This window comes from Streptomyces sp. NPDC017936 (assembly GCF_044328485.1).
Classification (GTDB): Bacteria; Actinomycetota; Actinomycetes; order Streptomycetales; family Streptomycetaceae; genus Streptomyces.
The window spans coordinates 33,369-60,203 of record NZ_JBIRHK010000025.1; the positions used below are offsets into that span (position 1 = coordinate 33,369).

General features: G+C 74.2%; 26 protein-coding genes. 11 read left to right on the forward strand and 15 right to left on the reverse strand.

The window, feature by feature from the left end:
• Window positions 1–203 precede the first annotated feature (203 nt).
• From ACH4F6_RS36335 to ACH4F6_RS36375, 9 genes are all read right to left on the reverse strand, one after another.
• Window positions 204–737, reverse strand: coding sequence for an amino-acid N-acetyltransferase (locus ACH4F6_RS36335; protein WP_397964683.1), 534 nt, complete (start codon window positions 735–737; stop codon window positions 204–206).
• Between the two features lie 9 nt (window positions 738–746).
• Window positions 747–1,169 (reverse strand): BlaI/MecI/CopY family transcriptional regulator, encoded by a 423-nt coding sequence (locus ACH4F6_RS36340; protein ID WP_397964684.1) that lies wholly within the window; start codon window positions 1,167–1,169, stop codon window positions 747–749.
• 192 nt (window positions 1,170–1,361) lie between these two features.
• Window positions 1,362–1,541, reverse strand: a complete 180-nt coding sequence (locus tag ACH4F6_RS36345; RefSeq protein ID WP_397964685.1) for a hypothetical protein — start codon at window positions 1,539–1,541, stop codon at window positions 1,362–1,364.
• Window positions 1,542–1,616: 75 nt separating this feature from the next.
• Window positions 1,617–2,327, reverse strand: a complete 711-nt coding sequence (locus ACH4F6_RS36350; RefSeq protein WP_397964767.1) for a hypothetical protein — start codon at window positions 2,325–2,327, stop codon at window positions 1,617–1,619.
• A 318-nt stretch (window positions 2,328–2,645) separates the two neighbouring features.
• Window positions 2,646–3,443, reverse strand: coding sequence for a type III pantothenate kinase (locus ACH4F6_RS36355; protein ID WP_397964686.1), 798 nt, complete (start codon window positions 3,441–3,443; stop codon window positions 2,646–2,648).
• A gap of 14 nt (window positions 3,444–3,457) precedes the next feature.
• Window positions 3,458–4,450 carry a carboxylating nicotinate-nucleotide diphosphorylase gene (gene nadC, locus ACH4F6_RS36360; protein ID WP_397964687.1) on the reverse strand — a complete coding sequence of 331 codons (993 nt, stop codon included), beginning with the start codon at window positions 4,448–4,450 and terminating at the stop codon, window positions 3,458–3,460.
• Window positions 4,451–4,455: 5 nt separating this feature from the next.
• A complete protein-coding gene (locus ACH4F6_RS36365; protein WP_397964689.1) occupies window positions 4,456–6,171 on the reverse strand; it encodes an L-aspartate oxidase in 1,716 nt (571 codons plus the stop codon).
• Window positions 6,168–7,160 carry a pantoate--beta-alanine ligase gene (gene panC / locus ACH4F6_RS36370; RefSeq protein ID WP_397964691.1) on the reverse strand — a complete coding sequence of 331 codons (993 nt, stop codon included), beginning with the start codon at window positions 7,158–7,160 and terminating at the stop codon, window positions 6,168–6,170. Before panC ends, ACH4F6_RS36365 begins: the two co-directional genes overlap by 4 nt.
• Window positions 7,157–8,086, reverse strand: coding sequence for a Rossmann-like and DUF2520 domain-containing protein (locus tag ACH4F6_RS36375; protein ID WP_397964692.1), 930 nt, complete (start codon window positions 8,084–8,086; stop codon window positions 7,157–7,159). Before ACH4F6_RS36375 ends, panC begins: the two co-directional genes overlap by 4 nt.
• A 291-nt stretch (window positions 8,087–8,377) precedes the next feature.
• On the opposite strand from ACH4F6_RS36375, the gene ACH4F6_RS36380 reads away from it, so the two are divergent.
• Window positions 8,378–9,658 (forward strand): threonine aldolase family protein, encoded by a 1,281-nt coding sequence (locus ACH4F6_RS36380; protein ID WP_397964693.1) that lies wholly within the window; start codon window positions 8,378–8,380, stop codon window positions 9,656–9,658.
• Between the two features lie 48 nt (window positions 9,659–9,706).
• Window positions 9,707–10,813 carry a DUF5937 family protein gene (locus ACH4F6_RS36385; RefSeq protein ID WP_397964694.1) on the forward strand — a complete coding sequence of 369 codons (1,107 nt, stop codon included), beginning with the start codon at window positions 9,707–9,709 and terminating at the stop codon, window positions 10,811–10,813.
• A gap of 48 nt (window positions 10,814–10,861) precedes the next feature.
• Here ACH4F6_RS36385 and ACH4F6_RS36390 read toward each other — a convergent pair whose 3' ends face one another.
• From ACH4F6_RS36390 to ACH4F6_RS36400, 3 genes are all read right to left on the reverse strand, one after another.
• A complete protein-coding gene (locus ACH4F6_RS36390) occupies window positions 10,862–11,494 on the reverse strand; it encodes an AAA family ATPase (protein WP_397964695.1) in 633 nt (210 codons plus the stop codon).
• Between the two features lie 50 nt (window positions 11,495–11,544).
• On the reverse strand, window positions 11,545–12,213 hold the full coding sequence (locus ACH4F6_RS36395) for a response regulator (RefSeq protein ID WP_397964696.1): 669 nt from the start codon (window positions 12,211–12,213) through the stop codon (window positions 11,545–11,547).
• 101 nt (window positions 12,214–12,314) lie between these two features.
• Window positions 12,315–13,517 (reverse strand): sensor histidine kinase, encoded by a 1,203-nt coding sequence (locus tag ACH4F6_RS36400; protein ID WP_397964698.1) that lies wholly within the window; start codon window positions 13,515–13,517, stop codon window positions 12,315–12,317.
• Between the two features lie 117 nt (window positions 13,518–13,634).
• Between ACH4F6_RS36400 and ACH4F6_RS36405 the strand changes: the two genes are divergently transcribed.
• Window positions 13,635–14,699, forward strand: coding sequence for an SAM-dependent methyltransferase (locus ACH4F6_RS36405; RefSeq protein ID WP_397964699.1), 1,065 nt, complete (start codon window positions 13,635–13,637; stop codon window positions 14,697–14,699).
• Between the two features lie 65 nt (window positions 14,700–14,764).
• Here the strand turns inward: ACH4F6_RS36405 and ACH4F6_RS36410 are convergent, their stop codons facing one another.
• Window positions 14,765–15,916, reverse strand: a complete 1,152-nt coding sequence (locus tag ACH4F6_RS36410; RefSeq protein WP_397964701.1) for an NADH-quinone oxidoreductase subunit D — start codon at window positions 15,914–15,916, stop codon at window positions 14,765–14,767.
• Between the two features lie 31 nt (window positions 15,917–15,947).
• On the opposite strand from ACH4F6_RS36410, the gene ACH4F6_RS36415 reads away from it, so the two are divergent.
• Together ACH4F6_RS36415 and ACH4F6_RS36420 are read left to right on the forward strand one after the other, a co-directional pair.
• The gene (locus ACH4F6_RS36415; protein ID WP_397964702.1) at window positions 15,948–16,451 is read left to right on the forward strand and encodes a PH domain-containing protein; all 504 of its coding nucleotides are present in this window, start codon (window positions 15,948–15,950) and stop codon (window positions 16,449–16,451) included.
• A gap of 113 nt (window positions 16,452–16,564) precedes the next feature.
• Window positions 16,565–17,839 (forward strand): PH domain-containing protein, encoded by a 1,275-nt coding sequence (locus ACH4F6_RS36420; protein ID WP_397964768.1) that lies wholly within the window; start codon window positions 16,565–16,567, stop codon window positions 17,837–17,839.
• Window positions 17,840–18,476: 637 nt separating this feature from the next.
• Here ACH4F6_RS36420 and ACH4F6_RS36425 read toward each other — a convergent pair.
• Both ACH4F6_RS36425 and ACH4F6_RS36430 read right to left on the reverse strand, forming a co-directional pair.
• Window positions 18,477–20,135 (reverse strand): hypothetical protein, encoded by a 1,659-nt coding sequence (locus tag ACH4F6_RS36425; RefSeq protein ID WP_397964704.1) that lies wholly within the window; start codon window positions 20,133–20,135, stop codon window positions 18,477–18,479.
• Window positions 20,136–20,288: 153 nt separating this feature from the next.
• Window positions 20,289–21,413, reverse strand: a complete 1,125-nt coding sequence (locus ACH4F6_RS36430; protein ID WP_397964706.1) for an alpha/beta hydrolase — start codon at window positions 21,411–21,413, stop codon at window positions 20,289–20,291.
• A gap of 233 nt (window positions 21,414–21,646) precedes the next feature.
• On the opposite strand from ACH4F6_RS36430, the gene ACH4F6_RS36435 reads away from it, so the two are divergent.
• The 6 genes from ACH4F6_RS36435 (at window position 21,647) to ACH4F6_RS36460 (ending at window position 26,801) form a co-directional block, all read left to right on the forward strand.
• Window positions 21,647–23,470: a phosphatidylglycerol lysyltransferase domain-containing protein gene (locus tag ACH4F6_RS36435; protein WP_397964708.1), complete on the forward strand. Its 1,824-nt coding sequence runs from the start codon at window positions 21,647–21,649 to the stop codon at window positions 23,468–23,470.
• Window positions 23,471–23,514: 44 nt separating this feature from the next.
• The gene (folP, locus tag ACH4F6_RS36440) at window positions 23,515–24,528 is read left to right on the forward strand and encodes a dihydropteroate synthase (RefSeq protein ID WP_397964709.1); all 1,014 of its coding nucleotides are present in this window, start codon (window positions 23,515–23,517) and stop codon (window positions 24,526–24,528) included.
• Window positions 24,525–25,028 (forward strand): nuclear transport factor 2 family protein, encoded by a 504-nt coding sequence (locus tag ACH4F6_RS36445; protein ID WP_397964710.1) that lies wholly within the window; start codon window positions 24,525–24,527, stop codon window positions 25,026–25,028. Before folP ends, ACH4F6_RS36445 begins: the two co-directional genes overlap by 4 nt.
• Window positions 25,029–25,276: 248 nt before the next feature.
• Window positions 25,277–25,636 (forward strand): dihydroneopterin aldolase, encoded by a 360-nt coding sequence (gene folB, locus ACH4F6_RS36450; protein WP_397964712.1) that lies wholly within the window; start codon window positions 25,277–25,279, stop codon window positions 25,634–25,636.
• Window positions 25,633–26,244, forward strand: a complete 612-nt coding sequence (gene folK, locus ACH4F6_RS36455) for a 2-amino-4-hydroxy-6-hydroxymethyldihydropteridine diphosphokinase (protein ID WP_397964714.1) — start codon at window positions 25,633–25,635, stop codon at window positions 26,242–26,244. The genes folB and folK overlap by 4 nt, the downstream gene beginning before the upstream one ends.
• A gap of 71 nt (window positions 26,245–26,315) precedes the next feature.
• On the forward strand, window positions 26,316–26,801 hold the full coding sequence (locus ACH4F6_RS36460) for a DUF3180 domain-containing protein (protein ID WP_397964716.1): 486 nt from the start codon (window positions 26,316–26,318) through the stop codon (window positions 26,799–26,801).
• Window positions 26,802–26,835 lie beyond the last annotated feature (34 nt).

Below are 26,835 nucleotides of genomic sequence, written 5' to 3' on the forward strand. Positions count from 1 at the left end.
GTGAGGGCCGGGGGTCTGCGGCGTCCGCCGTTTCGCCGCCCCTTGTTATATGCAGTACTGCAGTACGTCGGAAAGCAAACCGCTTTTGCTGGGAAAACACAAACCCCCGGGAGAGGCCCACGCCCCGGCCCCGCCGGGAAACATGCGCGTTTCGGACATAGGGGTACCCGGCAGGGCCGGGCGGCCCGGAATGGGCTCGACGATCACAGATGCAGAAGCATCCGGCTGTTGCCCAAGGTGTTCGGTTTCACTCGTTCGAGTCCGAGGAACTCCGCGACGCCCTCGTCATAGGAACGCAGCAGCTCCGCGTAGACATCGGTGTCGACCGGCGTCTCGCCGATCTCCACGAAGCCGTGCTTGCCGAAGAAGTCCACTTCGAAGGTCAGGCAGAAAACCCGCCGAACGCCGAGCCAGCGGGCGGTGTGCAGCAGCTTCTCCAACAAGCGGTGACCGACGCCGGCGCCCTTGAGCCCGGGCTTCACCGCGAGAGTGCGGACTTCCGCGAGGTCTTCCCACATCACGTGCAGCGCGCCGCAGCCGACCACCTCGGCGTTGTCGTCCCGTTCGGCGACCCAGAACTCCTGGATGTCCTCGTAAAGCGTCACCGTCGCTTTGTCGAGCAGGATGCGGTCGCGGACGTACGCGTCAAGGAGACGGCGCACCGCGGGAACATCGCTGGTCCGGGCCCGGCGGACGGTGATGGCTTTAGCGCTGACTTCGGGGCTCTGTGCTGACATGTACGGACGCTATCGCCCGCCGGTCTCCGTTGCCGAGCCGGGGTTCTCGCCGGGACTCCCCGCTTGTGCGGGTTCGGAAGTTTCCGGACCTTGCACGATGCGTACCGCGTCGCGCAGTGCCCGGCGCTGTTCGTCGCTCATCATCCCGAAGAAGGCGACGAGAGCGGCGGCGGGGTTGTCGCTCTGCGCCCAGGCGTCGTTCATGAGGGCGGCGGCGTAGGCGGCGCGGGTGGAGACCGCCTCATATCGATAGGCCCGGCCTTCCGCCTCGCGGCGCACCCAGCCCTTCTGATGGAGATTGTCCAAAACGGTCATCACGGTGGTGTAGGCGATGGACCGTTCCTGCTGAAGGTCTTCCAGGACTTCTCGAACGGTCACCGGGCGGTTCCACTTCCACACCCGCGTCATGACCGCGTCTTCGAGTTCTCCCAATGGGCGAGGCACACCTCAGAACAGTAGTGGGAGATCCGGGCGATCGCGTGCCGGACAGGCACATTAATCAGTAAACATGAACAAAAGGGGCGTACGGCTCCGGGGAGGGGGCCGTACGCCTCGAGGACGCGTGCTCACGGGGGTGCGCCCGAGGGCGCGCCCCTGGAGGCGCGCCCTCGGGTCGGGGCCGGGTCAGACGTCGGTGCCGGCGGAGGCCGGGCGGCCGCCCTCGGCGCGTGCGAGGGCGGCGTCGACGGCCGCGTCCTCCTTGGCCTTGTTGGCCCCGCCCTGGGTCTTCACGATCACCCTGATCACACCGATGAAGAACACCGCCATGACGACGGGGGGCACGAGCGCGGAGACGTAGTCCATGGATCCAGGGTAGCCAGGGAGGAAGGGGACACCGGGACGGGGTCGGCCCGGGTGTGCGGCGTTCGGGTGACGTCCCTAGCCCACGGCGAGCCTCCGCCGTCCGGCGCCCGCGGACGGGGGAGCCGGCTTGCGGCGCGGGAAGACCTCGCCCGGCGTGGGGACGGGCCGGCGGACCGGCTCGGGGGCGGCGGGCTCCACGGGGACGGGCCCGGGGCCGGGACGGGGTGCGGCGGGCTTCTCCGCGGGCTTCTTCTCCGGCTCCCGGCCCGGACCGCCGGCGGCGACGGCGGTGGCGGCGGCGACACGGCCGGCGGCAGGCCCCTCCCCCGTCGCGGAGAGGCCTCCCGGCAGGGCCAGCAGGCGCGTGCGGGCCGCCGGGACGACGGGGGCGGCAGGAGTGCCCCGCTGGGCCGCACGGCGCGCGAGACGGGCGCGCACGTCCTCCTCGGCGAGCACCTGGCAGCGTTCCAGGAGGGCGGCGGCCGTCGGGTTGCCCCGCAGGGCGCGCAGGGCGGCGAGGTCGTCGGGCACGGGCCGGTGGCCGGCCTCCAGGACCTCCTCCAGGAGCGTGATGTAGCCGGACGCGGTGCCGGGGAGGGCGGCGCGGTACCGGCCGAGGTCGGCCACCAGGAAGGCCCGCAGCCGGGCGGCCTCCCGCATCGCCTCGTCGAGGGACTCGGCGAGGCGATGACAGTCCTGGACGTCCTCGGTCGAGGCGTGACCGGGGTGGAGGGCGAGGGCGAGGGCGCGGCGGAGCACACGCAGCTCCTCCGCGCCGAACGCCATGCCGCCGCGGGATCCGTAGGGCGTGGGCATGCGGCGACGATACGCGCTAATCGGACAAACTTGACATAAGTGGTTGTTGTGACGCGCCTGATTCCATCGGATGGGCTGGTGGGGGTCACCCGGGTGGGGTCGCGGCGGCCGGGCGGGCGTGGCGGTGGGGCGGGGTCCCGGCCGGGGACCGCGGGGTGCGCGCCGTGCGCGCCCGCGGGGGTCCGGGCCGGACGGGCGGGGAGCCCGGGGCCGGAAGGGCGGCCGGAGGTGTCCGCGTGCGGCGGGAGCGCCGCGGGCGGGCGGGTGGGCCCGCCCGCGGGTCGCTCCTCACATGCGGGACACGTTGCGTTCGTAGACCAGCCGCAGCCCGATCAGGGTCAGCCACGGCTCGTGCTCGTCGATCACGGAGGACTCGCCCAGGACCATCGGCGCCAGGCCGCCCGTCGCGATCACCGTCACGTCGTCCGGGTCGTCCGCCAGCTCGCGGGCCATCCGGCCGACGACGCCGTCGACCTGGCCGGCGAAGCCGTAGACCACGCCGGACTGCATCGCCTCGACCGTGTTCTTGCCGATCACGCTGCGGGGACGGGCCACCTCGATCTTGCGGAGCTGCGCGGCCTTGATCCCCAGGGCCTCGACGGAGATCTCGATGCCGGGGGCGATGACGCCGCCGACGTACTCCCCGCGCGCGCTGATCGCGTCGAACGTCGTCGCCGTGCCGAAGTCGACGACGATCGCGGGACCGCCGTAGAGCTCGTTCGCCGCGACGGCGTTGATGATGCGGTCGGCGCCGACCTCCTTGGGGTTGTCGAAGAGGATCGGCACGCCCGTCTTGACGCCGGGTTCGACGAGCACCGCGGGCACGTCGCCGTAGTAGCGGCGGGTCACCTCGCGCAGCTCGTGCAGCACCGACGGGACGGTCGCGCAGATCGCGATGCCGTCGATGCCGTCGCCCAGCTCCACCCCGAGGAGGGGGTGCATGCCCATCAGCCCCTGGAGGAGGACCGCGAGCTCGTCGGCCGTACGGCGGGCGTCCGTCGAGATCCGCCAGTGCTCGACGATGTCCTCACCGTCGAACAGGCCGAGCACCGTGTGCGTGTTCCCCACGTCGATCGTCAGCAGCATGGCCGGTCCCGCCCCTACTCCGCCGCTCGCAGGTCCAGGCCGACGTCGAGGATCGGCGAGGAGTGGGTCAGGGCGCCGACGGCGAGGAAGTCGACGCCGGTGTCGGCGTACGCCTTCGCGTTGTCCAGGGTGAGCCGGCCCGACGCCTCCAGCAGCGCGCGTCCGCCGACGATGCCGACGGCCTCCGCGCACTCGCTGGGCGTGAAGTTGTCCAGCAGGACCAGGTCGGCGCCGGCGTCCACCACCTCGCGCAGCTGGTGCAGGGTGTCGACCTCGACCTCGATCGGCACGTCGGGGAAGGCCTCCCGGACCGCCTCGAAGGCCTGGGCGACGCCGCCCGCGGCGACCACGTGGTTGTCCTTGACCAGGGCCGCGTCGGACAGCGACATGCGGTGGTTGACGCCGCCGCCGCAGCGGACGGCGTACTTCTCCAGGGCGCGCAGGCCCGGCGTGGTCTTCCTGGTGTCCCGCACGCGGGCCCGGGTGCCTTCCAGGACGTCCGCCCACGCGCGCGTGGCGGTGGCGATGCCGGACAGGCGGCACAGCAGGTTGAGGGCGCTGCGCTCGGCGGTGAGCAGGTCGCGCGTGCGCGTGGTGACCGACAGCAGTTTCTGGCCGGCCTCCACGCGGTCGCCGTCCTCCACGTGCCGCTCGACCTCGAACTCGTCCGTGCAGACGACCGAGATCACCGCCTCGGCGATCCTGAGGCCGGCGACCACGCCCGTCTCGCGCGCGGTGAAGTCGGCGGTGGCGACCGCGTCCTCGGGGATGGTCGCGACGGTGGTCACGTCCACGCCGTTGTCCAGGTCCTCCTGGATGGCGACGTTGGCGATGTCCTCGACCTCCAGCGGGTCGAGCCCCGCGTCGGCCAGGAGCTGGGCGAGCGCGGGGTCCAGCCCGCACTCCAGGTACTCCTCGTCGCCGTCGATGCCGGCGTCGGCGCCACAGGCACAGCCGTCGCCGCAGCCGCCGTTCTGGACGAGGGGAAGGTCCTCGGGGGTGCTCACTTCTGTCACTGCTCCTGCTGGTGCTGCCGGGTAGGGGGGAAGTCTGCGGTATCGGTGGTGTGTACGGCGAGGGTCCGGTCCGGATTCAGCCGTACGACGATGTGGCGGCGCCAGTTCGTGTCGTCGCGCTCGGCGCGGTCCTCGCGCCAGTGGCAGCCGCGGGTCTCCTCGCGCAGCCGCGCGGCGGCGACCAGGACGCGGGCCACGCACATCAGGTTGGTGGCCTCCCAGGTGTCGACGCCGGGTTCGGCGGTCTTGCCGTTCTCGTCGAGGGCGTCACGGGCCTCGGCGTGCAGCCGCTGCAGCTGGTCGGCGGCCTTCTCCAGCGACCCGGCGGAGCGCAGGACGCCCGCGCCCTCGGTCATGATCCGCTGGACGGCGAACCGGGCCTCCGCGGCGAGGAGCGGGTGCGCGGGCTTCTCGGGCTGCTCGACCGGCGCGGGCACGCGCGCGTGGAGGCCGTCGTCCGCGCGGCTCGCCGCGATGTCGGCCGCGATGCGCTCGGCGTAGACCAGGCCCTCCAGGAGGGAGTTGGAGGCGAGCCGGTTCGCGCCGTGCACGCCGGTGCAGGCGACCTCGCCGCACGCGTACAGGCCCGCGACGGTCGTCCGGCCGTGGGAGTCGGTGCGCACGCCCCCGGAGGCGTAGTGGGCGGCCGGGGCGACCGGGACGGGCTCGGTGACCGGGTCGATGCCGTGCGCGCGGCAGGCGGCCAGGATCGTCGGGAAGCGGTGTTCCCACATCTCGGCGCCGAAGTGGCGGGCGTCGAGGAACATGTGTTCGGCGTCCCGCTCCTGCATGCGGCGCATGATGCCCTTGGCGACGATGTCGCGGGGCGCGAGTTCGGCCAGCTCGTGCTGTCCGAGCATGAAGCGCACGCCGTCCGCGTCGACCAGGTGGGCGCCCTCGCCGCGCACCGCCTCGGAGACGAGCGGCTGCTGGCCCTCCGCGTCCGGGCCGAGGAACAGCACGGTCGGGTGGAACTGCACGAACTCGAGGTCGCTCACCTCCGCGCCCGCGCGCAGGGCGAGGGCCACTCCGTCACCGGTGGACACGGACGGGTTGGTGGTGGCGGAGAAGACCTGGCCCATGCCGCCGGTCGCGAGGACGACCGCGGGGGCGTGCACGGCACCCACGCCGTCGTGCTGGCCCTCGCCCATGACGTGCAGGCTCACCCCGGCCGTGCGGCCGTCCGCGTCGGAGAGCAGGTCCAGGACCAGCGCGTTCTCGATCGTGCGCAGTCCCCGCGCGCGTACCGCCTCGACGAGCGCGCGGGAGATCTCCGCGCCCGTCGCGTCGCCGCCGGCGTGCGCGATGCGGCGGCGGTGGTGGCCGCCCTCGCGCGTGAGTTCCAGGCCGCCTTCGGAGGACTCGTCGAAGTGGGCGCCGGTGTCGATGAGGCGCCGTACGGCGTCGGGGCCCTCGGTGACCAGGATCCGCACGGCGTCCTCGTCGCACAGGCCCGCGCCCGCCACCAGCGTGTCGTCCAGGTGCTGCTCCGGGGTGTCGCCCTCGCCGAGGGCCGCGGCGATGCCGCCCTGCGCCCAGCGGGTGGAGCCGTCGTCCAGACGGGCCTTGGTGACGACGACCGTCGTCAGCCCGGCGGCCTCGCAGCGCAGGGCGGCGGTCAGGCCGGCGACGCCGGAGCCGACGACCACGACGTCCGCGGAGATGGCCCACCCGGGCGCGGGCGCGTGCAGTCGTATGCCTGTGCTGGTCACGAGGCGGCTCCGAAGACGAGGGGAAGGTTGTCGATCAGCCGGGTCGACCCGACGCGGGCGGCGACGGCGAGGACGGCCTCGCCGGTGAAGTCGTCCCCGATCTCGGTGAAGTCGGACGGGTCGACGAGTGCGAGGTAGTCCAGCTCCAGCGGCGGATGCGTCCGGGCGGCCTCGTCGAGGACGAGACGGGCGGCGGCGCGGACGGCCGCGGCCGAGCCGGGGACGGCCTTGGCGACGGCGTGCGCGTCGGCGGCCGCGCGGGACTCGCCGAGGGCGCTGAGCGCCTCCGCACGCGCGTGCGTGGCGGGCACCTCACGCGCGCGGGCCCGCAGCGCCTCCTGTGCGGCGTGCCGGTCGCGGCCCGCGAACAGCGCCTGGGAGAGCGCGAGCGCGGTGCGCCGGTCGGCCTCGGAGAGGTAGCGGTTGCGGCTGGACAGGGCCAGTCCGTCGTCCTCGCGCACGGTCGGCACGCCGACGATCTCGACGCCGAAGTTCAGGTCCCGGACCATGCGGCGGATCAGGGCGAGCTGCTGGGCGTCCTTCTGCCCGAACAGGGCCACGTCGGGCCGGGTGAGGTGCAGCAGCTTGGCGACGACGGTGAGCACGCCGTCGAAGTGGCCGGGGCGCGAGGCGCCCTCCAGCCGCTCCCCCATGGGGCCCGCGCTGACGCGGACCTGGGGCTCGCCGCCCGGGTAGACCTCGTCCACGGCGGGGGCGAACACGACGTCCGCCCCGGCCTGTTCGGCGATCTTGACGTCGGCGTCCAGGGTGCGCGGGTAGCGGTCGAGGTCCTCGCCGGCGCCGAACTGGAGCGGGTTGACGAAGACCGTGACGACGACCTCGCCCTCCGGTCCGGCGATCTCGCGGGCGGCGCGGACCAGGGTGGCGTGGCCTTCGTGCAGGGCGCCCATCGTCATCACGACGGCCCTACGGCCCGCACGCGTGCGGGCGTGCAGTTCGTCGGCGGTGCGCAGCAGGGTCGTGGTCATCCGGCATCTCCCTCGGCGCCGTCGGTCCCGTTGGCGAGTACCCCGAGGAGGTCCTCCGCCAGCTCCGGCTTGAGCAGTCCGTGGGCGAGCGCGCGGTCGGCGGTCGCCCGCGCCATCGCCAGGTAGCCGTCCACGGTCTGCGGGGCGTGCTCGCGCAGTTCGGCGACGTGCGCGGCGACGGTGCCCGCGTCCCCGCGCGCGACCGGGCCGGTGAGCGCCGCGTCGCCGGAGCGCAGGGCGTTGTCGAGGGCGGCGCCGAGCAGCGGGCCGAGCATCCGGTCGGGGGCCCCGACGCCGGCCGCGCGCAGCAGCTCCATGGCCTGCGCGACCAGCGTGACCAGGTGGTTGGCGCCCAGGGCGAGGGCCGCGTGGTAGAGCGGCCGGTTCTCCTCGGCGATCCACTCCGGCTCGCCGCCCATCTCGATGACGAGGGCCTCGGCGGCCAGGCGCAGTTCCTCGGGCGCGGTGACGCCGAAGGAGCAGCCGGCCAGACGCTGGACGTCCACGGGCGTCCCGGTGAAGGTCATCGCCGGGTGCAGCGCGAGCGGCAGCGCGCCCGCGCGCAGGGCGGGGTCGAGGACGCGTGCGCCGTACCGTCCGGAGGTGTGCACCAGCAGCTGCCCCGGCCGCACGGCCCCGGTCTCGGCGAGGCCCTCGACGAGACCGGGCAGGGTGTCGTCGGGGACGGTCAGCAGGACCAGGTCGGCGCGCTGGAGGACCTCGGCGGGCGGGACCAGCGGGACGTCGGGCAGCATCGCGGCGGCCCGGCGCCGGGAGGCGTCCGAGACGCCGGAGACCGCGACCGGGCGGTGTCCGGCGAGCCGGAGGGACGCGGCGAGCGCGGGGCCCACGCGGCCGGCGCCGACGACGCCGACGGTGAGCCGCGCGGGGCGGTCCCTGGGATCTGGCTGTTGGCTTGTACTCACGCGACGGCGGCCTTCCCGTTCCAGTCCGCTCCGGGTACCGGACGATTTCTCGTCATGTTAACGCGATCGGTTCCCGGGGCGTCCCGTCATCCACAGGCTGTGGGTCGCCGACGGCGGCGGCCGGGGCCTCGGTCGGGCGCGCGGCGGCCGCGCGGCACCACCTCGCGCGCCTCGCGCGCCTCGCATCGTCTCGCGCGCCCTCCGGCACGGCGGTGGCTCGCCGGCGCCGGGCGGTCCGCGGGCCGGGGACGGGCGTACCGCGCGCGGGCGGGGCGCGGCATGATCCGGGGCATGACGGAGACAGCGGAACAGGACAGCGGGCGAGGCGCCGTGCGGAGCACGGGGGACGGTGCGGGGGACGGCGCGGGACACGGCACGGAGGAGCCGGCGCGGCAGCGGCTGCGGGAGCGGCGGACGGCGGCCTTCCGCGAGGCGGAGCGGGTCCTGTGGCGCCCCGGCTTCCTGGGCACGCTCCGGGAACGGCTGACGCAGCTGTACGAGGCCGCCCCCGAGGTCCACGACCTGGACGAACGCGCGGACGCCTACGGCAACGGCGTCGTGGAGGTCCTGGAGGAGCGGGTCGCCGCCCTGCTGGGGACGGAGGCCGCCGCCTTCTTCCCGACCGGCACGATGGCCCAGCAGGTCGCCCTGCGCTGTTGGGCGGGCCGCACCGGGACCCCCACGGTCGCCCTGCACGCGCTGGCCCATCCGGAGGTGCACGAACGAGGAGCGTTCGGCGCGGTCAGCGGGCTGCGCACGGTCCGGGTGACGAGCGAGCCCCGGCTGCCCACGGCCGACGAGGTGCGCGCCGTCGAGGAGCCCTTCGGGGCGCTCATGCTGGAGCTCCCCCTGCGGGACGCCGGTTTCGTGCTGCCCTCCTGGGAGCAGCTGACGGAGGTGGTGGAGGCGGCGCGCGAGCGGGACGCGGTGGTGCACTTCGACGGCGCGCGCCTGTGGGAGTCCACCGTCCACTTCGGCCGCTCCCTGGCGGAGATCGCGGGTCTCGCCGACAGCGTCTACGTGTCCTTCTACAAGTCCCTCGACGGGCTCGGCGGCGCCGCCCTGGCCGGCCCGCGGACGCTGGTGGAAGAGGCCAAGGTCTGGCGCCACCGCTACGGCGGCATGGTCTTCCAGCAGTTCCCCACGGCGCTGTCGGCCCTGATCGGCCTGGAACGGGCGCTGCCCCGGCTGCCGGAGTACGTCGCCCACGCGCGCGTGGTGGCCCGCGCGCTGCGCGAGGGGTTCGCCGAGGCGGGCGTGCCGTGGGCACGGGTGCACCCCGAGGTGCCGCACACCCACGAGTTCCAGGTCTGGCTGCCGTACCCGGCGGACGTCCTCGGCGAGGCGGCCGCGCTCCAGGCCGAGGAGACGAAGACGATGCTCTTCTCCGCCCCCTGGGACCGCGGCGGGCCGGGCCTGTCCTTCACCGAGGTCACCGTCCGCGCCCCCGGTCTGGAGTGGACCGCGGACGACGTGAGGGCGGCGGTCGCCGACTTCGTCGCCCGGGTGACGGCGGTGGCCGACGGAACCGACGGAACCGACGGGATCAGCGAGGTCGGCGGCCAGGAGTGACGGGACGTGGGCCGGCCTGCTGTCGGTGGCGGGGTGCACCATGTGGGCATGAGCGTGAGCATCGACATCACGGGCCTGCGGCCGGAGAGGGTCGCGATCGTGCCCTCTCCCCTGGCCGAGCTCGGCATGGCGCTGCACGCGCTGTCCGAGCCGGGGCACCACCCCGGCCTCCAGGGCTGGGTCACGAGCGTCACCGCACGTCTGGACCCGCATCTGGCCGACCGGATGTGCGAGGCCGACTTCCTGTGGCGGACGACGTTCTCGGACCTCTTCCTGCCGTACGCCGGCATGCCGGACCGGAGCACGCTGCCGGGCGCCACGTTCGCCGAGGACCTGGACCTCCTGGACAAGCTGACGGACGAGCAGTTCGTCGACTCGGCCCTGGAGTTCACCTGCGCGCCCGGTTACGACCTGCCGGGTTCCGGCGTCCTCTCCGACCCGGCGCTGCACCGCCGCGCCCTCGACCTGGCCGCGTCGCGCGGTCCCCGCCAGGTGCGCTTCACCCGCCGGCTGCTCGACGACCCGCCCCGCGTGCGCGCCTGGCTGAGACGGTTCCTGGAGGACTGCGACGAGGCCTTCTTCGCCGACGTCTGGGCCCGGGTCCGCCATCCGCTCGCCGCCGACGCCCGCCACAAGACCGAGCTGCTGCACCGCAAGGGGCTGGCCGAAGCTCTCGCCTCGGTGTCCCCCGCCGTGACACTGGACGAGCGCACCGCGCGGATCACCGTGGACAAACTGGCCGAGGGCCGCACCGCCACCGCGGACGGCGGCCTGCTGTGCGTCCCGACGAGCCTCGGCCGGCCGCATCTGATGGTGCTGCACCGGTACGGCTGGCAGCCGGTGCTGCACTACCCGGTCGGCTCGCCGGAGTCGGTCTCGCCGCCGTCGGTCGAGCAGCTGGCGCTGCGGATGACCGCGCTGTCCCACCCCGTGCGCATGCGGATCTGCCGCCTCCTGGCCCGCAGCGCCTACACCACGACCGAACTGGCCCAGGCGCACGGCATGACGGCGCCGGAGATATCCCGGCACCTCGGCGTCCTCAAGAAGGCGGGCCTGGTCACCACCCGCCGGCGCGGACGGTACGTGCTGCACCAGCTGGACGTGACGGTGGTGGCCCGGCTGGGCAGCGACTTCCTCGAGGGGATCCTCCGCTAGGACGCGGTACGGCACCGCACCGGACCTCCCGCCGCGCCACGCCGGGCCTCAGTCGAAGCGGATGTGCCGCAGTCCCACGCGCGCCTGCCGCAGCCGCGTGCGCAGGGGGCCCTCGGTGTTCGGCCGCAGGGTCAGCCCGGCCAGGACGGCGATGCGGTCCGCCGTCTTCGGCACGGTCGCGTGGTCCGTCCACAGGTGCTCGGCGAACTCCGGCTCGCGCAGCCGCTCCAGGCAGTGGTCGAGCCGCTGGACGGCCCAGCTCTCACGGCGCCGGGCGGTGTTCCGTCCGGCGACGCGGCCGAGGAGACGCCCGAAACCGCGCTCGCGCAGCCGCCCCAGGACGGTCTCGCGCTCGGCCAGGAGCGTGAAGTGCCGCACGTCGTGGCCGAGTTCCCGCAGCCGGCCGACCGTCTCGGCGAAGTAGCCGGAGTCCGTGACGGTCATGGGGGCGATGACCACGCCGTCGTGCCGGGTCAGGGCGAGGTCCAGCACCTCGACGACGCCCTGCCGCCAGGACACCAGGTCCTGGAAGTCGCCTCGGAGCTCCGGCGGCAGCATGCGGCGCAGGCCGAAGCCCGCGTGCTCGGGGTCGCAGACGACGCTTCCGGGCAGCCGGCGCCGGATCTCGTGTGCGATCTGTGTCTTGCCGCCCCCGAAGGGGCCGTTGATCCACAGGAGCATGCGCAGACCCTAGTGGGCACGCGTCGCGCGCGGGTGACGTTCCGCGGGGTTCAGCGCCCGCCGGCCCGCACCAGGCCCGTCTCGTACGCCAGGACCACCACCTGCACCCGGTCCCGCAGCCCCAGCTTGGTCAGGATGCGGCCCACGTGGGTCTTGACGGTCGCCTCGGAGAGCACCAGCCGGGCCGCGATCTCGCCGTTGGACAGGCCCTGCGCGACCAGCACCATGACCTCGCGCTCCCGCTCGGTGAGCCGCTCCAGCTCCTTGTGCTGCGGCTCCTTGCCCGTACTGGGCAGCATCGGCGCGAACCGGTCGAGGAGCCGGCGGGTGGTGGACGGCGCGACCACCGCGTCACCGCTGTGCACGGAGCGGATGGCGGCGAGCAGTTCGCCGGGCGGCACGTCCTTGAGCATGAAGCCGGAGGCCCCCGCCTTCAGCGCGGAGAAGGCGTACTCGTCGAGGTCGAAGGTGGTCAGGATCAGCACCTTCGGCGGCTCGGGCGCCGCGCAGATGCGCCGGGTCGCCTCCACGCCGTCCAGCTTGGGCATGCGCACGTCCATGAGGACCACGTCGACCGCCGTGGAGCGCACCACCTGGAGTGCCTCGACGCCGTCGCCCGCCTCCGCCACGACCTCCATGTCCGGCTGGGCGGCGAGCACCATCCGGAACCCGGTGCGCAGCAGCACCTGGTCGTCGACGAGCATCACGCGGATCGTCATCGGGTCCTCTTCCGTCTGTTCGGTCTCGGTGGGCGGGGGTGCCGGTGGGCCGTGGCCGGCCCGGGGTCGTGACAGGTGTCAACGCGGGGCGCGCGTCGACGTCAGTGCGCCGGTTTGAGCGGGAGGAGAGCGCTGATGCGGAATCCTCCGCCGGGACGCGGGCCCGCGTCCAGGGTGCCGCCGACCATGCCGACCCGCTCGCGCATGCCGATCAGACCGTGGCCCCGGCCGTCCGCGCCGCCCTCCTCGTACAGCTCCTGCGGGGCGCCCTTGCCGTCGTCCTCGACGAGCAGGCCGAGGCCGTCGTCGAAGTAGACCAGGCGCACGCTGGCGCCCGCGTGGGGTCCGCCGTGCTTGCGCGTGTTGGTCAGCGCCTCCTGCACGATGCGGTACGCGGTGAGCTCGACGCCGCTGGGCAGCGGCCGCGGGGTGCCCTCGATCTTGAAGTCCACGGGCAGTCCGGAGCCGCGGCACTGCTCCACGAGGTCCTCGATCTGCTCGACGTCCGGCTGCGGCACGTACTCGCCGCCCTCCTGGTGCTCGCCGGTGCGCAGCACGCCCAGCAGGCGGCGCATCTCGGCGAGGGCCTGGCGGCCGGTGGAGGAGATCGTCTCCAGCGCCTTCTTCGCCTGGTCGGGGGCGGCGTCGAGGACGTAGGCGGCGCCGTCGGCCTGCACCACCATCACCGACACGTTGTGCGCGACGACGTCGTGCAGTTCGCGGGCGATGCGGGCGCGCTCCGCGGCGACCGCGACCTTGGCCTGCGCCTCGCGCTCCTTCTCCAGGCGCGCGGCGCGCTCCTCCAGCTGCGCGAAGTAGGCGCGCCGGGTGCGCATGGAGTCGCCGAGGACCCAGGCGAGGGCGAACGGGACCGTCTGGAAGACGACGATCGCCATGTTGCCCGCCACGCTCGTCTGCTCGTTCGGCCAGCGCAGCTGCGCCAGGGTGGCGGCGATCAGCCCCATGCCCAGCGCGAGCCGGGACGCCCAGCGGGCGCCGGTCGCGGCGACCGTGTAGACGATCACCAGCAGGGCGAAGTCGGCGGCCGTCGTCGAGACGTCGAGGACCAGTTGCGCCAGCCCGAGCGCGCAGGCCAGCAGCAGCATCTTGTCGGGCATGCGGCGGCGCAGCGCGATCACCAGGCACAGCAGGATCACCACCGGGACGATCCGTGCCGGGGCGTCCGTCCCCGTGGCCTCCTGTCGCGTGGTCTCCGCCGTGAGCGAGATCCCGAGCAGGACGACGGCCCAGAAGCCGTCGACCCCGGTCGGGTGCCTGCGGAGGAAGTCATAGAGGCGCTGCACGTAACCCAGCGTAGGGAAGCCTGATGCGTGCAGGGTCAACCGGAGGGCCGATCCGCAGCCGACGCGTGTACTCCGCAAGGTGGAGGACGTGATCAGTTGTGCGCATAGTCTGACCAGGTGGAGGAGAAGGTGACGGCTCCCGGCGCGTGGCGCGGCTGGCGGGCGGCGGCGCAGGCGGCCCTGTACGGCCCGGACGGCTTCTACCTGCGACCCGAGGGTCCGGCCGGGCACTTCCGTACGTCCGTGCACGCCTCCCCGCTGTTCGCCGCCGCGGTGGCCCGGCTGCTGTGCCGGGTCGACGAGGCGCTCGGCCGGCCCGTGTCGCTCGACTTCGTCGACATGGCCGCCGGCCGCGGCGAGCTGGTCACCGGGGTGCTCGCCGCGCTCCCCGCCGACGTGGCCGCCCGCACGCGCGCGTACGGCGTCGACCTCGCCCCCCGGCCGGAGGGGCTCGCTCCCGGCGTCGCGTGGCGGTCCGCGCCTCCGCCGCGGGTCACGGGGGTGCTGTTCGCCAACGAGTGGCTGGACAACGTGCCCGTCGAGGTCGTCGAGGTCGACGCCGCCGGCGTGGCCCGGCGGGTGCTCGTCCGGGACGACGGGACCGAGCGGCTCGGCGAACCGGTGTCCGGGGCGGAAGCGGAGTGGCTCGCGCGGTGGTGGCCGCTGCCGGGCGAGGAGGGGCTGCGCGCGGAGATCGGCCTGCCCAGGGACCTCGCCTGGGCGGCCGCCGCTTCGTGCGTCACGCGGGGGCTCGCGGTGGCGGTGGACTACGCGCACACGGCGGACGCGCGCCCCCCGTTCGGCACGCTCACCGGTTTCCGCGAGGGGCGCGAGACGGCGCCCGTGCCGGACGGGTCGTGCGACATCACGGCGCATGTGGCACTGGACGCCTGCGCGGCGGCGGGGGCGGTCGCCGTCCCGGGAGCGGCCGTCAGGGCTCACGCGCCGGCGTGCGCGCCTGCCGGTGCGCTCCTGCTCAGCCAGCGCACCGCCCTGAGCGCCCTCGGCGTCTCGGGCGCACGCCCCCCGCTCGCGCTCGCGTCCACGGACCCCGCGGCGTACGTCCGCGCCCTCACGAGCGCCGGGGAGGCCGCCGAGCTCACCGCGCCGGGCGGACTGGGCGACTTCGGCTGGCTGATCCAGCCGGCCGGGATCCCGAACCCGCTCGGGCTCCCCGGCTGACCCGCCCCCCGCACGTCACCGGGCCGCTTCCGCCGGCCCGCTTCCCGTCGCCCGCCGGCGTCCCGTCACTTGTCGATGTCCCCGACCACGAAGAACATCGACCCCAGGATCGCCACCATGTCCGCGACCAGCGTGCCCGGCAGCAGCTCGGTGAGCGCCTGGATGTTGTTGTACGAGGCCGAGCGCAGCTTCAGCCGGTACGGGGTCTTCTCGCCCTTGCTGACCAGGTAGTAGCCGTTGATCCCGAGGGGGTTCTCGGTCCACGCGTACGTGTGTCCCTCGGGCGCCTTGAGGACCTTGGGGAGCCGCTGGTTGATCGGGCCGGGCGGGAGGTCGGCCAGGCGGTCCAGGCAGGCGTCCGCGAGGTCGAGCGCGTTGTGCGTCTGCTCCAGCAGGCACTCGAAACGGGCGAGGCAGTCGCCCTCGTCGCGGGTCACCACCTTCAGCACGTCCTGGAGCTCGCCGTACCCGAGGTAGGGCTCGTCGCGGCGCAGGTCGAAGTCGACGCCGGAGGCGCGCGCGATCGGCCCGCTCACGCCGTACGCGTGCACGGCCCGCGGCGTCAGGGTGCCCACATCGCGGGTGCGGCCCCGGAAGATCTCGTTGCCCAGCACCAGGTCGTCGAAGACGTCCATGCGCGAGCGCACCGCGGCGACGGCGCCACGCGCGCGTGAGGCCCATCCGGCCGGCAGGTCCTCCTTGAGGCCGCCGACGCGGTTGAACATGTAGTGCATGCGCCCGCCGGACACCTCCTCCATGACGTTCTGGAGGACCTCGCGCTCGCGGAAGGCGTAGAAGACGGGGGTGATGCCGCCCAGTTCCAGCGGGTAGGAGCCGAGGAACATCAGGTGGTTGAGCACGCGGTTCAGCTCCGCGAGGAGCGTGCGCGTCCACACCGCGCGCGCGGGGACCTCCATGCCGAGCATGCGCTCCACGGCGAGGACCACGCCCAGCTCGTTCGAGAAGGCCGAGAGCCAGTCGTGCCGGTTGGCCAGCATGATGATCTGGCGGTAGTCGCGCGCCTCGAACAGCTTCTCCGCGCCGCGGTGCATGTAGCCGATCACCGGCTCCGCGTGCCTGATGCGCTCGCCGTCCAGCACGAGCCGCAGCCGCAGCACCCCGTGCGTGGAGGGGTGCTGGGGGCCGATGTTGAGCACCATGTCGGTGCTCTCCGCGGCGCCGCCGATCCCGACCGTGGTCTCCGTCGTGGGAGTCATGGACCCAGTCTCCCCTACGTACGCTGACCGTATGGAGACGGGGAGCGCGGGAGACGTGGAGACGAGGGGGGCCGGGCCCGTGTGGACCGGGCTGCCTCCGGGGCTGCTGCGGATGCGGCGGCTGTTGCTGGTGGTGTGGCTCGGGGCGGCGGCCGTCGGCACCGGCCTCCCGCTCGGCCTGCTCGCCGGCCCGGCGTGGGCCGCGTTCGCGCTGCTGCCACTGGCGGGGATCGCGTGGGGCTGGGTGATGCTGGAGCGCAACTGGCGCTCCTGGCGGTACGCGGAGCGCGCCGACGAGCTGCTGATCAGCCGGGGTGTGCTGTGGCGCGAGGAGACGGTCGTGCCGTACGGGCGGATGCAGCTCGTCGAGGTGACCTCGGGCCCCGTGGAGCGGCACTTCGGGCTGGCCGGCGTCCAGTTGCACACCGCGGCCGCCGCGACCGACGCGAGGATCCCGGGCCTGGACCCGGCCGAGGCGGAACGGCTGCGGGACCGGCTCACCGAACTCGGCGAGGCCCGATCGGCGGGGCTGTGACGACGCCGGGCGTCGAGGACGGCGTACCCGGCGGGGGCGGCGCACGCGGAGGGGGCGGCGTACGCGCCGCGGAGGGCGCACGCGGCGGGGAACGGGCCGTCACCGAGCGCCGGCTGCACCCCGTGACGCCGTTCCGGCGGGCGTGGGCGCCCGTCGCGCTGCTCGTCGGCTGGGCGGCGCACGACCCGAACCGGGCGCAGGAGCAGCTGACCCGGCTGACCACGACGACCCTGCTGATCGCGCTCGCCGTGGTCGTCCCGGCGGCCGCCCTGTACGGGTTCCTGTCCTGGTGGTTCACGCACTTCGCGGTCACGGACACCGAGCTGCGCATACGGACCGGCCTGCTGTTCCGGCGCGCCGCGCACATCCGGCTGGAGCGCATCCAGGCGATCGACGTCACCCGGCCGCTGCTCGCGCGGATCGCGGGCGTCGCGAAGCTGCGGCTCGACGTCGTCGGGGCCGACAAGAAGGACGAGCTCGCCTTCCTGGGCGAGGACGAGGCACGCGCGCTGCGGGCCGAACTGCTCGCGCGCGCGGCGGGCTTCGCGCCCGAGACGGCGCGCGAGGTCGGTGAGGCGCCGGCGCGCGAGCTGTTGCGCGTGCCGGCGCGCGATCTCGCGGTGGCGCTGCTGCTGACCGGCGCGACCTGGGGCGCGCTCGCCGCCGCACTCGTCGTACCGCCGGTGCTGTGGCTGGCCACCCACAGCGTGTGGACGGTCCTCGCGACCGGCGTGCCTCTGCTCGGCGCGGCGGGCGCGAGCAGCGTGGGCCGGTTCGTGGGCGAGTACGACTGGACGGTCGGCGAGTCGCCGGACGGGCTGCGGATCGACCACGGCCTGCTCGACCGCGCGCACGAGACCGTGCCGCCCGGCCGGGTGCAGACCGTGCGGATCGTCGAGCCGCTGCTGTGGCGGCGACGCGGCTGGGTGCGCGTCGAGCTCGACGTGGCCGGCTCGGCCAACTCCGTGCTCGCGCCGGTCGCCCCGCGCGCGGCGGCGGAAGCCGTCGTCGCGCGCGTGCTGCCCGGGGTGGCCGTCCCGCGGGCGGCCGCGCTGTCCCGGCCCCCGCGCCGCGCCGGGCGCTGCGTCCCGCTCTGGTGGCGGGGCCACGGCATCGCCGTCACGGACACGGTGTTCGCCGCGCGGCACGGACTGCTGCGCCGGAGCGTGGCCCTCGTGCCGCACGCCAAGGTGCAGAGCGTACGGCTGCGGCAGGGACCCTGGCAGCGGCTCTGGCGCGTCGCGGACGTCCACGTGGACAACGGGGCCGGCAAGACGGTGACGGCGCGCCTGCGGGACGCGCAGGAGGCCGCCGAGCTGCTACGGGGCCAGGCCGAACGGTCCCGGACCGGCCGCCGGGACGCGCGGCCCGACCGGTGGATGGCGTAACCGCCCCGACGAAGAGGCCCCCCAGCGACCCGCCCGACACCGGAGCCCTGCCGCACCGGAACGCCGAGTGCCTGCCCCTCGGGGACGCCCAGGGCCTGCCGTACCGGAGACGCCGAGGTTGCCGAGCGCCCGCCGCGCCGGAGATGCCGAGGCCGCCGAGCGCCCGCCGCGCCCGGGACGCCTAGCGCCTGCCGCGCCCGGGACACCGAATGCGCCTACCGCCTGGAGACGCCGAGGTTGCCGAGCGCCCGCCGCACCGGGACACCGAATGCGCCTACCGCCTGGAGACGCCGAGGTTGCCGAGCGCCCGCCGCACCGGGACACCTAGGACGCCCAGCGCCCGCCGCACCCTGGACGCCGAGGACACCTGGCGCCCGCCGCGCCCCGGACGCCGAGGACGACCGTGCTGGAGGCGCCGACGGTGCGCGGGGGTGGGTGAGTCCGGCGCGGGCGCGTCACCCGTCCGGGCGGGCACCGCTGTCGGCAGGCGCCGTCGCCTGTCGGCAGCGGTGTGCCCGGGCCGGGGAGATGTTCGCCCACGGGACCGGCCGGCCCGCGGCTCCTCGCCGCCGGAACGGACGCGGGCCCGTCGCGCCGTACGGTGACGGCGGGACGGGCCCGGTGCGGCGTGGGCCGTTCAGGAGGCGGCGCTGCGCAGCCTCTGGACGTCGATCTGCTCGGTCTCGTCGTGCGCGGTCAGGTCGATCACCTGACCGGCGCCGCGCGCCGCCTCGTCCGCCGGCTTGAACTCCGCCTCGGACTCGGCCTTGTGCAGTGCGAGCGCCTCCTGCCCGACCACGTCGGCGAGGTCCTCGTTCTGCACCGCCTCCAGCGCCTCGGAGGCCGACGGCCTCTTCGTGCCGAAGAAGTCGAACCCGCCCTCGGCCGTGGGACGCCGCACGGGCTGCGCGGCCGGTACGACGGCCACGGCGGTCGGCACGGTGAAGTGCCCGGACGGACGCTGCACGGGACCGGCCGGGCGCGGGACGAGCGCACCGGCCTCGAGGGCGGCCTCGGAGGCGGTGGACGAGCCGGCCGTGGGGGCGGCTTCGGCGGCGGCTTCCGGGGCCGCGGCGTGACCGGCCTCCGCCGACGGCCCGGCGCCCGGCTCCTGCCCGGCGCCCGGCTCCTGCCCGGCGGCCGGCTCCTGCCCGGCGGCCGGGTCCTGCGCGGCGGCCGGCTCCTCGGCGCTCTCCGGGCGGACGGCGGCCTCCTCGCGCTCCGCCCGCTCCGCCGGGGTCCCGCTCTCCTCGTCGGCCGGGGGGAGGGCGGTCGCGCGCGCGTGCTCGTCGACCGCCTCGGGCTTCCCCTTGGCCTCGTCCTCCTGCGCCGTCCGCGCGGCGCCGCCGTTCTCGGCGGGAGCGGTCCGCGCGGTCCCGGTCCCGGCGGGCTCGCCGGCCTTCGCCGGTTCCGCGCTCGCCTTCGCCGACTGCGCCGTCACGGGCTCCGCCGCCGACTTCGCGGACTCCGGCTTCACCGACTCCGCCGCCCCTTCCGGCTTCACCGGGCTGGTTCCGTCGCCGTCGAACCGGGCGAGCGCCGCCTGGGCCCGCAGGAAGAGCTGGGAGCCCTGCGGGGAGAAGACGGCGGGAGCCTCCCGCTCACCCTCGCCCTCTCCGGTCCCGGTGTCACCGGTGGCCTCGGGCACGACGTCCCCGGCCGCCTCGGTCCCGGACGCCTCCGCCTCGGACGCCTCGTCCGTGAAGGCCTCCGCGTCGGCGGTGTCGGCCACGGCGGCCTGCCGCGTGGCGGCCACGCCCCTCTCCGCGGTCTCCGCGGTCCCGGCGGACTCCGCGCTCCCCTCGGCGGACCGCGCGGGCGGCAGGGCGCGCGCGGGGGCCGTGGTCTCTATCTCGAGCAGACGGCGGCCCTCCAGGGCGCTCGCCCGCTCGGTCTCCGCCGTGGCGTAGCGGCGCAGCAGTGCCGCGTGCTCGTTGCGCAGGCCGGCCAGTTCGGTGCGCTTGGCCCGCAGGCGCTGCTCCAGCTTGACGCGCAGCTCACGTGATTCGTCGAGGTCGCTCTCCAGCTCGGCGACGCGCTCCTCGAAGCGCCATTCGTCGCTCGTACGCGCGCGCGTGAGGTCGGCGACCTGCTTGCCGGCCTGGATGTCCCAGCGGCGCATGACGACCGCGCCGGCGACCGCCGTCACCGCCGCGGCCGCGGCCAGACCTCGGAGCAGCAACGGCTCCGTGAACACCCAGGGGCCGAGGGCGCAGACGAGGGAGACGCCTGCGATCGCCGACGGAGGCAGCAGCCTGTGCAGAGGCGGGGAATGGCGGTGACGTCCACGTGGCATGGCCAGAAACTTACCGCGCGTAGACGAATGTTGGCGCCCCGCCCCGCAAAAACACAGCCGTCCCGAAGTCTTCACAGGACATCAGGAATCGGATCCCCCGCCGAATTCGACAACAATCAAGATCATTCATGGTCGGGCGCCCGTCGCCCGACGTCACCGGCCGCCCAGCCGCCCGCTGATCCACTCCAGCGCCGGCGGGATCTCGCGCCGCCAGGTGTTGAAGTTGTGCCCGCCGCTTTCGAGGATGATCGACGAGATCCGGGTCTTCTTCGTGGCCTTCACCTGATCGATGAACTTCAGCGTGGCCCGGTAGTTGGATTCCCCGACCTTGCTGCTGGTGACGAGCAGCGAGGTGTCCGGCGCGGGCCGGTTCTTCATGAACCACCGCAGGTCGGCCTCGTTGCGCAGGGTCTCGTCCCCGTGGAACAGATCGCCGGTGGTCGGGTCGGTCGGCGCCTTGTAGTACGGCGACAGGCCGGCGCCCGCCGCGAAGACCTCGGGGTGGTGCACGGCCAGCTTCAGCGCGCAGTAACCGCCCGTGGAGTCCCCGATGACCCCCCAGCTGCCCGGCTCCCTGGCCACCCGGTAGTGGGCCGTCACGGCCTCCGGCAGGTCCTTCGCGAAGAACGACTCGGTCTGCGGCCCCTTCGGTATGTCCACGCACTCCGTGTCCCGCGGCGGCGCCACCGTCGGCCGCAGCATCACCAGGATCATCGGCTCCATCCGCCCGTCCGCGGCGAGCTCGCGCGCGGTGCGCGGGAAGTGCAGCTTGTCCACGAGCGCCTCCGCCGTACCGGGGTAGCCCGTGAGGACCACGGCCGCCGGGAACGTGCGCGTGCGGTGGCGCGGATCGAAGTACTCCGGCGGCAGGTAGACGAACGCGGGCGTGGCGATGTGCGTCGTACGGCCCCTGACGGCGACCTTCTGTATCTGGCCGCCGGACTCCGGCCGCCCGCCCCCGCCCGCCACGCGCCGCGTGTCGACCACCTGGAGCGGCGTCGCCGGGCCGCCGCCCGCCGCGTGGTCCACCACGACACCCGGTTCGGTCTCCCGGCCGAACAGGTCCGCCCAGCTGGCGTAGAAACCGAAGGCCTGGTTGGCGGCGATCCCCACCGACGCGAAGAGCGCCAGCTGGGTGGCCAGCAGCAGACCGATCCGTCCGCTGACGGCCCGCCAGTTGCGCCCCGCCAGGCGCGGCCACTGCCACACGGTGCCGGCGAACAGCAGCACGGCGGAGAGGACTGCCAGCAGCAGAACTGTGTTGCTCGTGAGACCCATGCGGTGTTCCTGCCTGTCCTTCCCCCGTCCGGTCTCCCGCGCCGCCCGCTCCGTCGCGAGGGCTCGTCCCGGACTTTCCCCGGCCTTTTCCGTGGCTTTGGGAAGACGAATGAACCTCTCCCCCCGAGACACCGTCCTAGAGGGCGCAATGTCGCCGGATGCCCGAATCGGCACCGGGTCCAAGCTCTCTCGCGGAACTACGGGATGCGATGTCTGTCAGGGAAGATGGGGAAATGTCGGGCGGGGTTCCGAGCCGATCAAGCCGGGTGCGCACGCTGATCCGGGGCCCGCGCCCCGAGTCCGTGCCCGTTCTCGTCGGCAGGGCCTGCGCCCTGGTGGGTCTGCTGGACGTCGCCGCGGGCGTCTTCCCGCGGTTCCGGCACAGCCGTATGCACACCCTGGCCGAAGTGCTGCCCGGCGCCTTCGGCCCGTTCGCGGCGGCACTCTCGCTCAGCGCCGGCGTCCTGCTCCTGCTCCTCGCGCACGGCCTCAAGCGCGGCAAGCGGCGCGCGTGGCGCGCGGCGGTCGCCCTGCTCCCGGCGGGTGCCGTCGCCCAGTTCACGTACCGGCACTCGGTCGTCGGCGTCCTGCTCTCCCTCCTGCTCCTGGTGCCCCTGCTGGTCCACCGCGACCAGTTCACGGCCCTGCCCGACCCGCGCAGCCGCTGGCGCGCCCTCGCCAACTTCGTCCTCATGGGCGCGGGATCGCTCCTGCTGGGCCTGGTCATCGTCAACGCCCACCCCCGCCGGCTGGTCGGCGACCCCAGCCTGGCCGACCGCATCACCCACGTCCTGTACGGCCTGTTCGGCTTCGAGGGACCGGTCGAGTACCAGGGCAACACCTCCTGGACCGTCGCCTTCTCCCTCGGCGCGCTCGGCTGGATCACCGCGGTCACCACCGTCTACCTCGCCTTCCGCCCCGAACACCCGGCCGCCCGCCTCACCGAGGAGGACGAGGCACGGCTGCGCGCCCTGCTGGAGAAGCACGGCGGCCGCGACTCCCTCGGCCACTTCGCCCTGCGCCGCGACAAGGCCGTCGTCTTCTCCCCCAGCGGCAAGGCGGCCGTGACCTACCGCGTGGTCTCCGGCGTGATGCTCGCCAGCGGCGACCCCATCGGCGACGTCGAGGCCTGGCCCGGCGCCATCGAGCGGTTCATGGACGAGGCCAAGGCGCACTCCTGGACCCCCGCCGTCATGGGCTGCTCGGAGACGGGCGGCGAGGTGTGGACCCGCGAGACCGGACTCGACGCCCTCGAACTGGGCGACGAGGCGGTGGTGGACGTCGCGGATTTCTCGCTGGCCGGCCGCGCGATGCGCAACGTGCGCCAGATGGTCAAGCGCATCGAGCGCGCCGGTTACGAAACCCGGGTCCGACGTGTCCGTGACCTCGGCGGGGCCGAACTGGAGCGCATCCGGCGCGCCGCCGAGGACTGGCGCGGCACCGACACCGAACGCGGCTTCTCCATGGCCCTGGGCCGGGTGGGCGACCCCGCCGACGGCGACTGTCTCATCGCCACCGCCCACAAGGCGGACGCCGAACCCGGCCCCTACGGCGACCTGAAGGCGATCCTGCACTTCGTGCCCTGGGGCACGGACGGCGTCTCCCTCGACCTGATGCGCCGCGACCGCTCGGCCGACCCGGGCATGAACGAACTCCTCATCGTCGCCGCGCTCCAGGCCGCCCCGAAGTTCGGCATCGCGCGCGTGTCGCTGAACTTCGCCATGTTCCGCTCGGCGCTCGCGCGCGGCGAGAAAATAGGCGCCGGCCCGGTGCTGCGCGCCTGGCGCGGGCTGCTGGTGTTCCTCTCGCGCTGGTTCCAGATCGAGTCGCTGTACAAGTTCAACGCCAAGTTCCAGCCCCGCTGGGAGCCCCGCTTCGTCGTCTACCGGGCCTCCGGCGACCTGCCCCGCATCGGCTTCGCCGCCATGCAGGCCGAGGGCTTCGTCAACCTCGCCCTCCCCCTGCCGCGCTTCCTGCGCCGCCGTTCCCCCGCCGCACGCGCGTGTGCGCACCAGGTGGCGGAGAGAGTGGTCGAGAGGGACGTGCGGGCGGCCTAGGGCCGCACCGCGTCGCGACCCCCCACGGGGCCTACGCTGAACGTATGAGCAAGCAGAGCGGACGCGGAGGCGTCGCCGGCCTTCCGGAATGGGACCGCTGCGCGGTCATGGGAGTCGTCAACGTGACCCCCGACTCCTTCTCCGACGGCGGCCGCTGGTTCGACACGACGGCCGCCGTCAAGCACGGCCTCCACCTGGCCGCCGAGGGCGCGGACCTCGTCGACGTCGGCGGCGAGTCCACCCGCCCCGGCGCGAGCCGCGTCGACGAGGCGGAGGAACTCCGTCGCGTCGTCCCCGTCGTCCGCGGCCTCGCCTCCGAGGGCCTCGTCGTCTCCGTCGACACCATGCGCGCCACCGTCGCCGCCCAGGCCCTCGCCGCCGGCGCCGCCCTCGTCAACGACGTCAGCGGCGGCCTCGCCGACCCCGACATGGTCCCGGTCGTCGCCGACGCGGGCGCCCCCTTCGTCGTCATGCACTGGCGCGGCCTCCTGGACGGCGGCAACGTCAAGGGCGTCTACGACGACGTCGTCCGCGAAGTCGTCGACGAACTCCGCGCGCGCGTGGACGCCGTCCTGGCCGGCGGCATCGCCCCGGACCGCGTCGTCGTCGACCCCGGCCTCGGCTTCTCCAAGGAGGCCGACCACGACCTCGCGCTGCTCGCCCACCTCGACCGGCTGCACGCCCTGGGACACCCCCTGCTCGTCGCCGCCTCCCGCAAACGGTTCCTCGGCCGTGTCCTGGCCGGGCCGCACGGTTCTCCGCCGCCCGCGCGCGAGCGCGACGCCGCCACGGCCGCCGTCTCCGCGCTCGCGGCGCACGCCGGCGCGTGGGCGGTGCGGGTGCACGAGGTGCGGGCGACCGCGGACGCGGTACGGGTCGCGCGCGCCGTGGAAGGGGCGCGCGCGGGTGCCGACGCGCCGAGCGCGAGCACCGCGCGGCCGGCGGGAGCCGCGCCGGGGACACCGGACGCACGAGCCGCGCGGGACCCGCGCGGCTCCCGGCCCGCGCACGCCCCGCGGCCCCCGCACACCTCCGACGGCGCAGAAGGAACCCGGTGAGCGCCCCCCACACCGACGTCGAGCAGGTCGAGGCCGCCAACACCGCCTTCTACGAGGCGCTGGAGCAGGGCGACTTCGAAACGGTGTCCTCCCTCTGGCTCACCCCGGCCGACCTGGGCGTCGACGAGGAGTACCACGACCCGGCGGACGTCGGCGTGATCTCCTGCGTGCACCCCGGCTGGCCCGTGCTCACCGGCCGCGGCGAGGTGCTGCGGTCGTACGCGCTGATCATGGCGAACACCGACTACATCCAGTTCTTCCTCACCGACGTGCACGTCTCCGTCACCGGTGACACCGCCCTGGTGACCTGCACCGAGAACATCCTCAGCGGCGGCCCCGCCCCGCGGGCCGGCGAGGAGCTCGGTCCGCTCGTCGGCCAGCTCGTCGTCGCCACGAACGTCTTCCGCCGCACGTCCGACGGCTGGAAGCTGTGGTCCCACCACGCCTCCCCGGTCATGGCCGAGAACGACGAGGACGAGGACGAGGAGAGCTCCTCCTGAGGGGGTACCCGACTCACCGGGACGAAGGAGTGGCGGGAATCACGGACCCGTGGGCGGGCACGGCCACCGGCCCGTGAGCCGCCGGGTTCTCCGGGGGAAACGCACGGTGGAATCTCCCGGAACGGCCGGGGCACGGCGCCCCTGTGGCCCGGTCCTGTCGGTGTCCGCAGGTAGATTCGTTCGAGGCCGGTGTGCCGCGCGCACACGGTACGGACCGGCCGTCACCGACGACTGCAGGAGTGATTCGCGTGGATCGTGTCGCGCTGCGCGGCCTGAAGGCCCGCGGGTACCACGGCGTGTTCCCCAAGGAACGCGAAGAGGGACAGACCTTCATCGTGGACCTCGTCCTCGGCCTGGACACCCGGCCGGCCGCGGCCGACGACGACCTGGCGAAGACCGTGCACTACGGCATCGTGGCGGAGGAGGTCGTGGCCGTCGTCGAGGGCGAACCGGTCGACCTCGTCGAGACGCTCGCCGAGCGCATCGCCCAGACCTGTCTGCGGCACGAAGAGGTCAAGGAGGTCGAGGTCTGCGTCCACAAGCCCGACGCACCCATCACGGTCCCCTTCGACGACGTGACCGTCACCATCACCCGGAGCCGAGCATGAGCGCGTCCTTCACCGAGGGTTCCAGCGACCCGACCGTACAGCCGGTACCCGCCTCCGTCGTCGAGAAGGTCGACGCCGCCGACACCACCCTGCACAATCCGCAGCGGGCCGTGATCTCCATCGGATCCAACCTCGGCAACCGCCTGGAGACCCTCCAGGGCGCCGTCGACGCCCTCGAGGACACCCCGGGCGTGCGCGTCAAGGCCGTCTCCCCCGTGTACGAGACGGAGCCGTGGGGCGTCGAGCCCGGCAGCCAGCCCGCGTACTTCAACGCGGTGGTCGTCCTGAAGACGACGCTCCCCCCGTCCTCCCTCCTGGAGCGGGCCCACGCCGTCGAGGAGGCCTTCCACCGCGTCCGGGACGAGCGCTGGGGCGCGCGCACCCTCGACGTCGACATCGTCGCGTACGCCGACGTCGTCTCCGACGACCCGCGGCTCACGCTCCCGCACCCGCGCGCACACGAACGCGCCTTCGTCCTCGCCCCCTGGCACGACGTCGACCCCGGCGCCCGGCTGCCCGGCCGCGGCCCGGTCGCCGACCTCCTCGCCGCCGTCACCCGCGACGGGGTGACCGCCCGCGAGGACCTGGAACTCCGGCTGCCCGAATAGTCGTTAAGGTCGACACGAGCACAGTCCCCGCGGCCACGGCCCGTGGGACCCGGGGGAACCGAAGGGACACCGTGAGAGAGCTGCGCATCAGGGTGCTGGCGGGCGTCTTCGTCGTCGCCGGCGTCCTGTCCTGGGCGGGCGCCCGCCTCTGGAACTCGATCGGGACCCTTCCCAGCGTCCCGCTGGCCGCCCCCATCGTCCTCGCCGTGATCGCCGTGATCCTGCTGGCCACGGCGCTCTCCCTGCGCGCCCGCCTCAAGGCCCAGCGCGAGCGCCGCCCCGGGGCCAAGGGCGTCGATCCCCTGATGGCGGCCCGCGCCGTCGTCTTCGGCCAGTCCAGCGCCCTGGTGGCCGCCCTCGTCGCCGGCATGTACGGCGGCACGGGCGTCTTCCTCCTGGAGTCCCTCGACGTCCCCGCCCGCCGCGACCAGGCCGTCTACGCCGCCTTCTCGGTCCTGGCCGGCATCGCCGTCATAGCGGCGGCCATCTTCCTGGAGCGGGTCTGCAGGCTCCCGGAGGACGACGACGACACCACGGGGGCGGCCTCCACGGCCTGAGCCGCGGAGCGGTGTCCCGCGCCCGGGCCGCCGG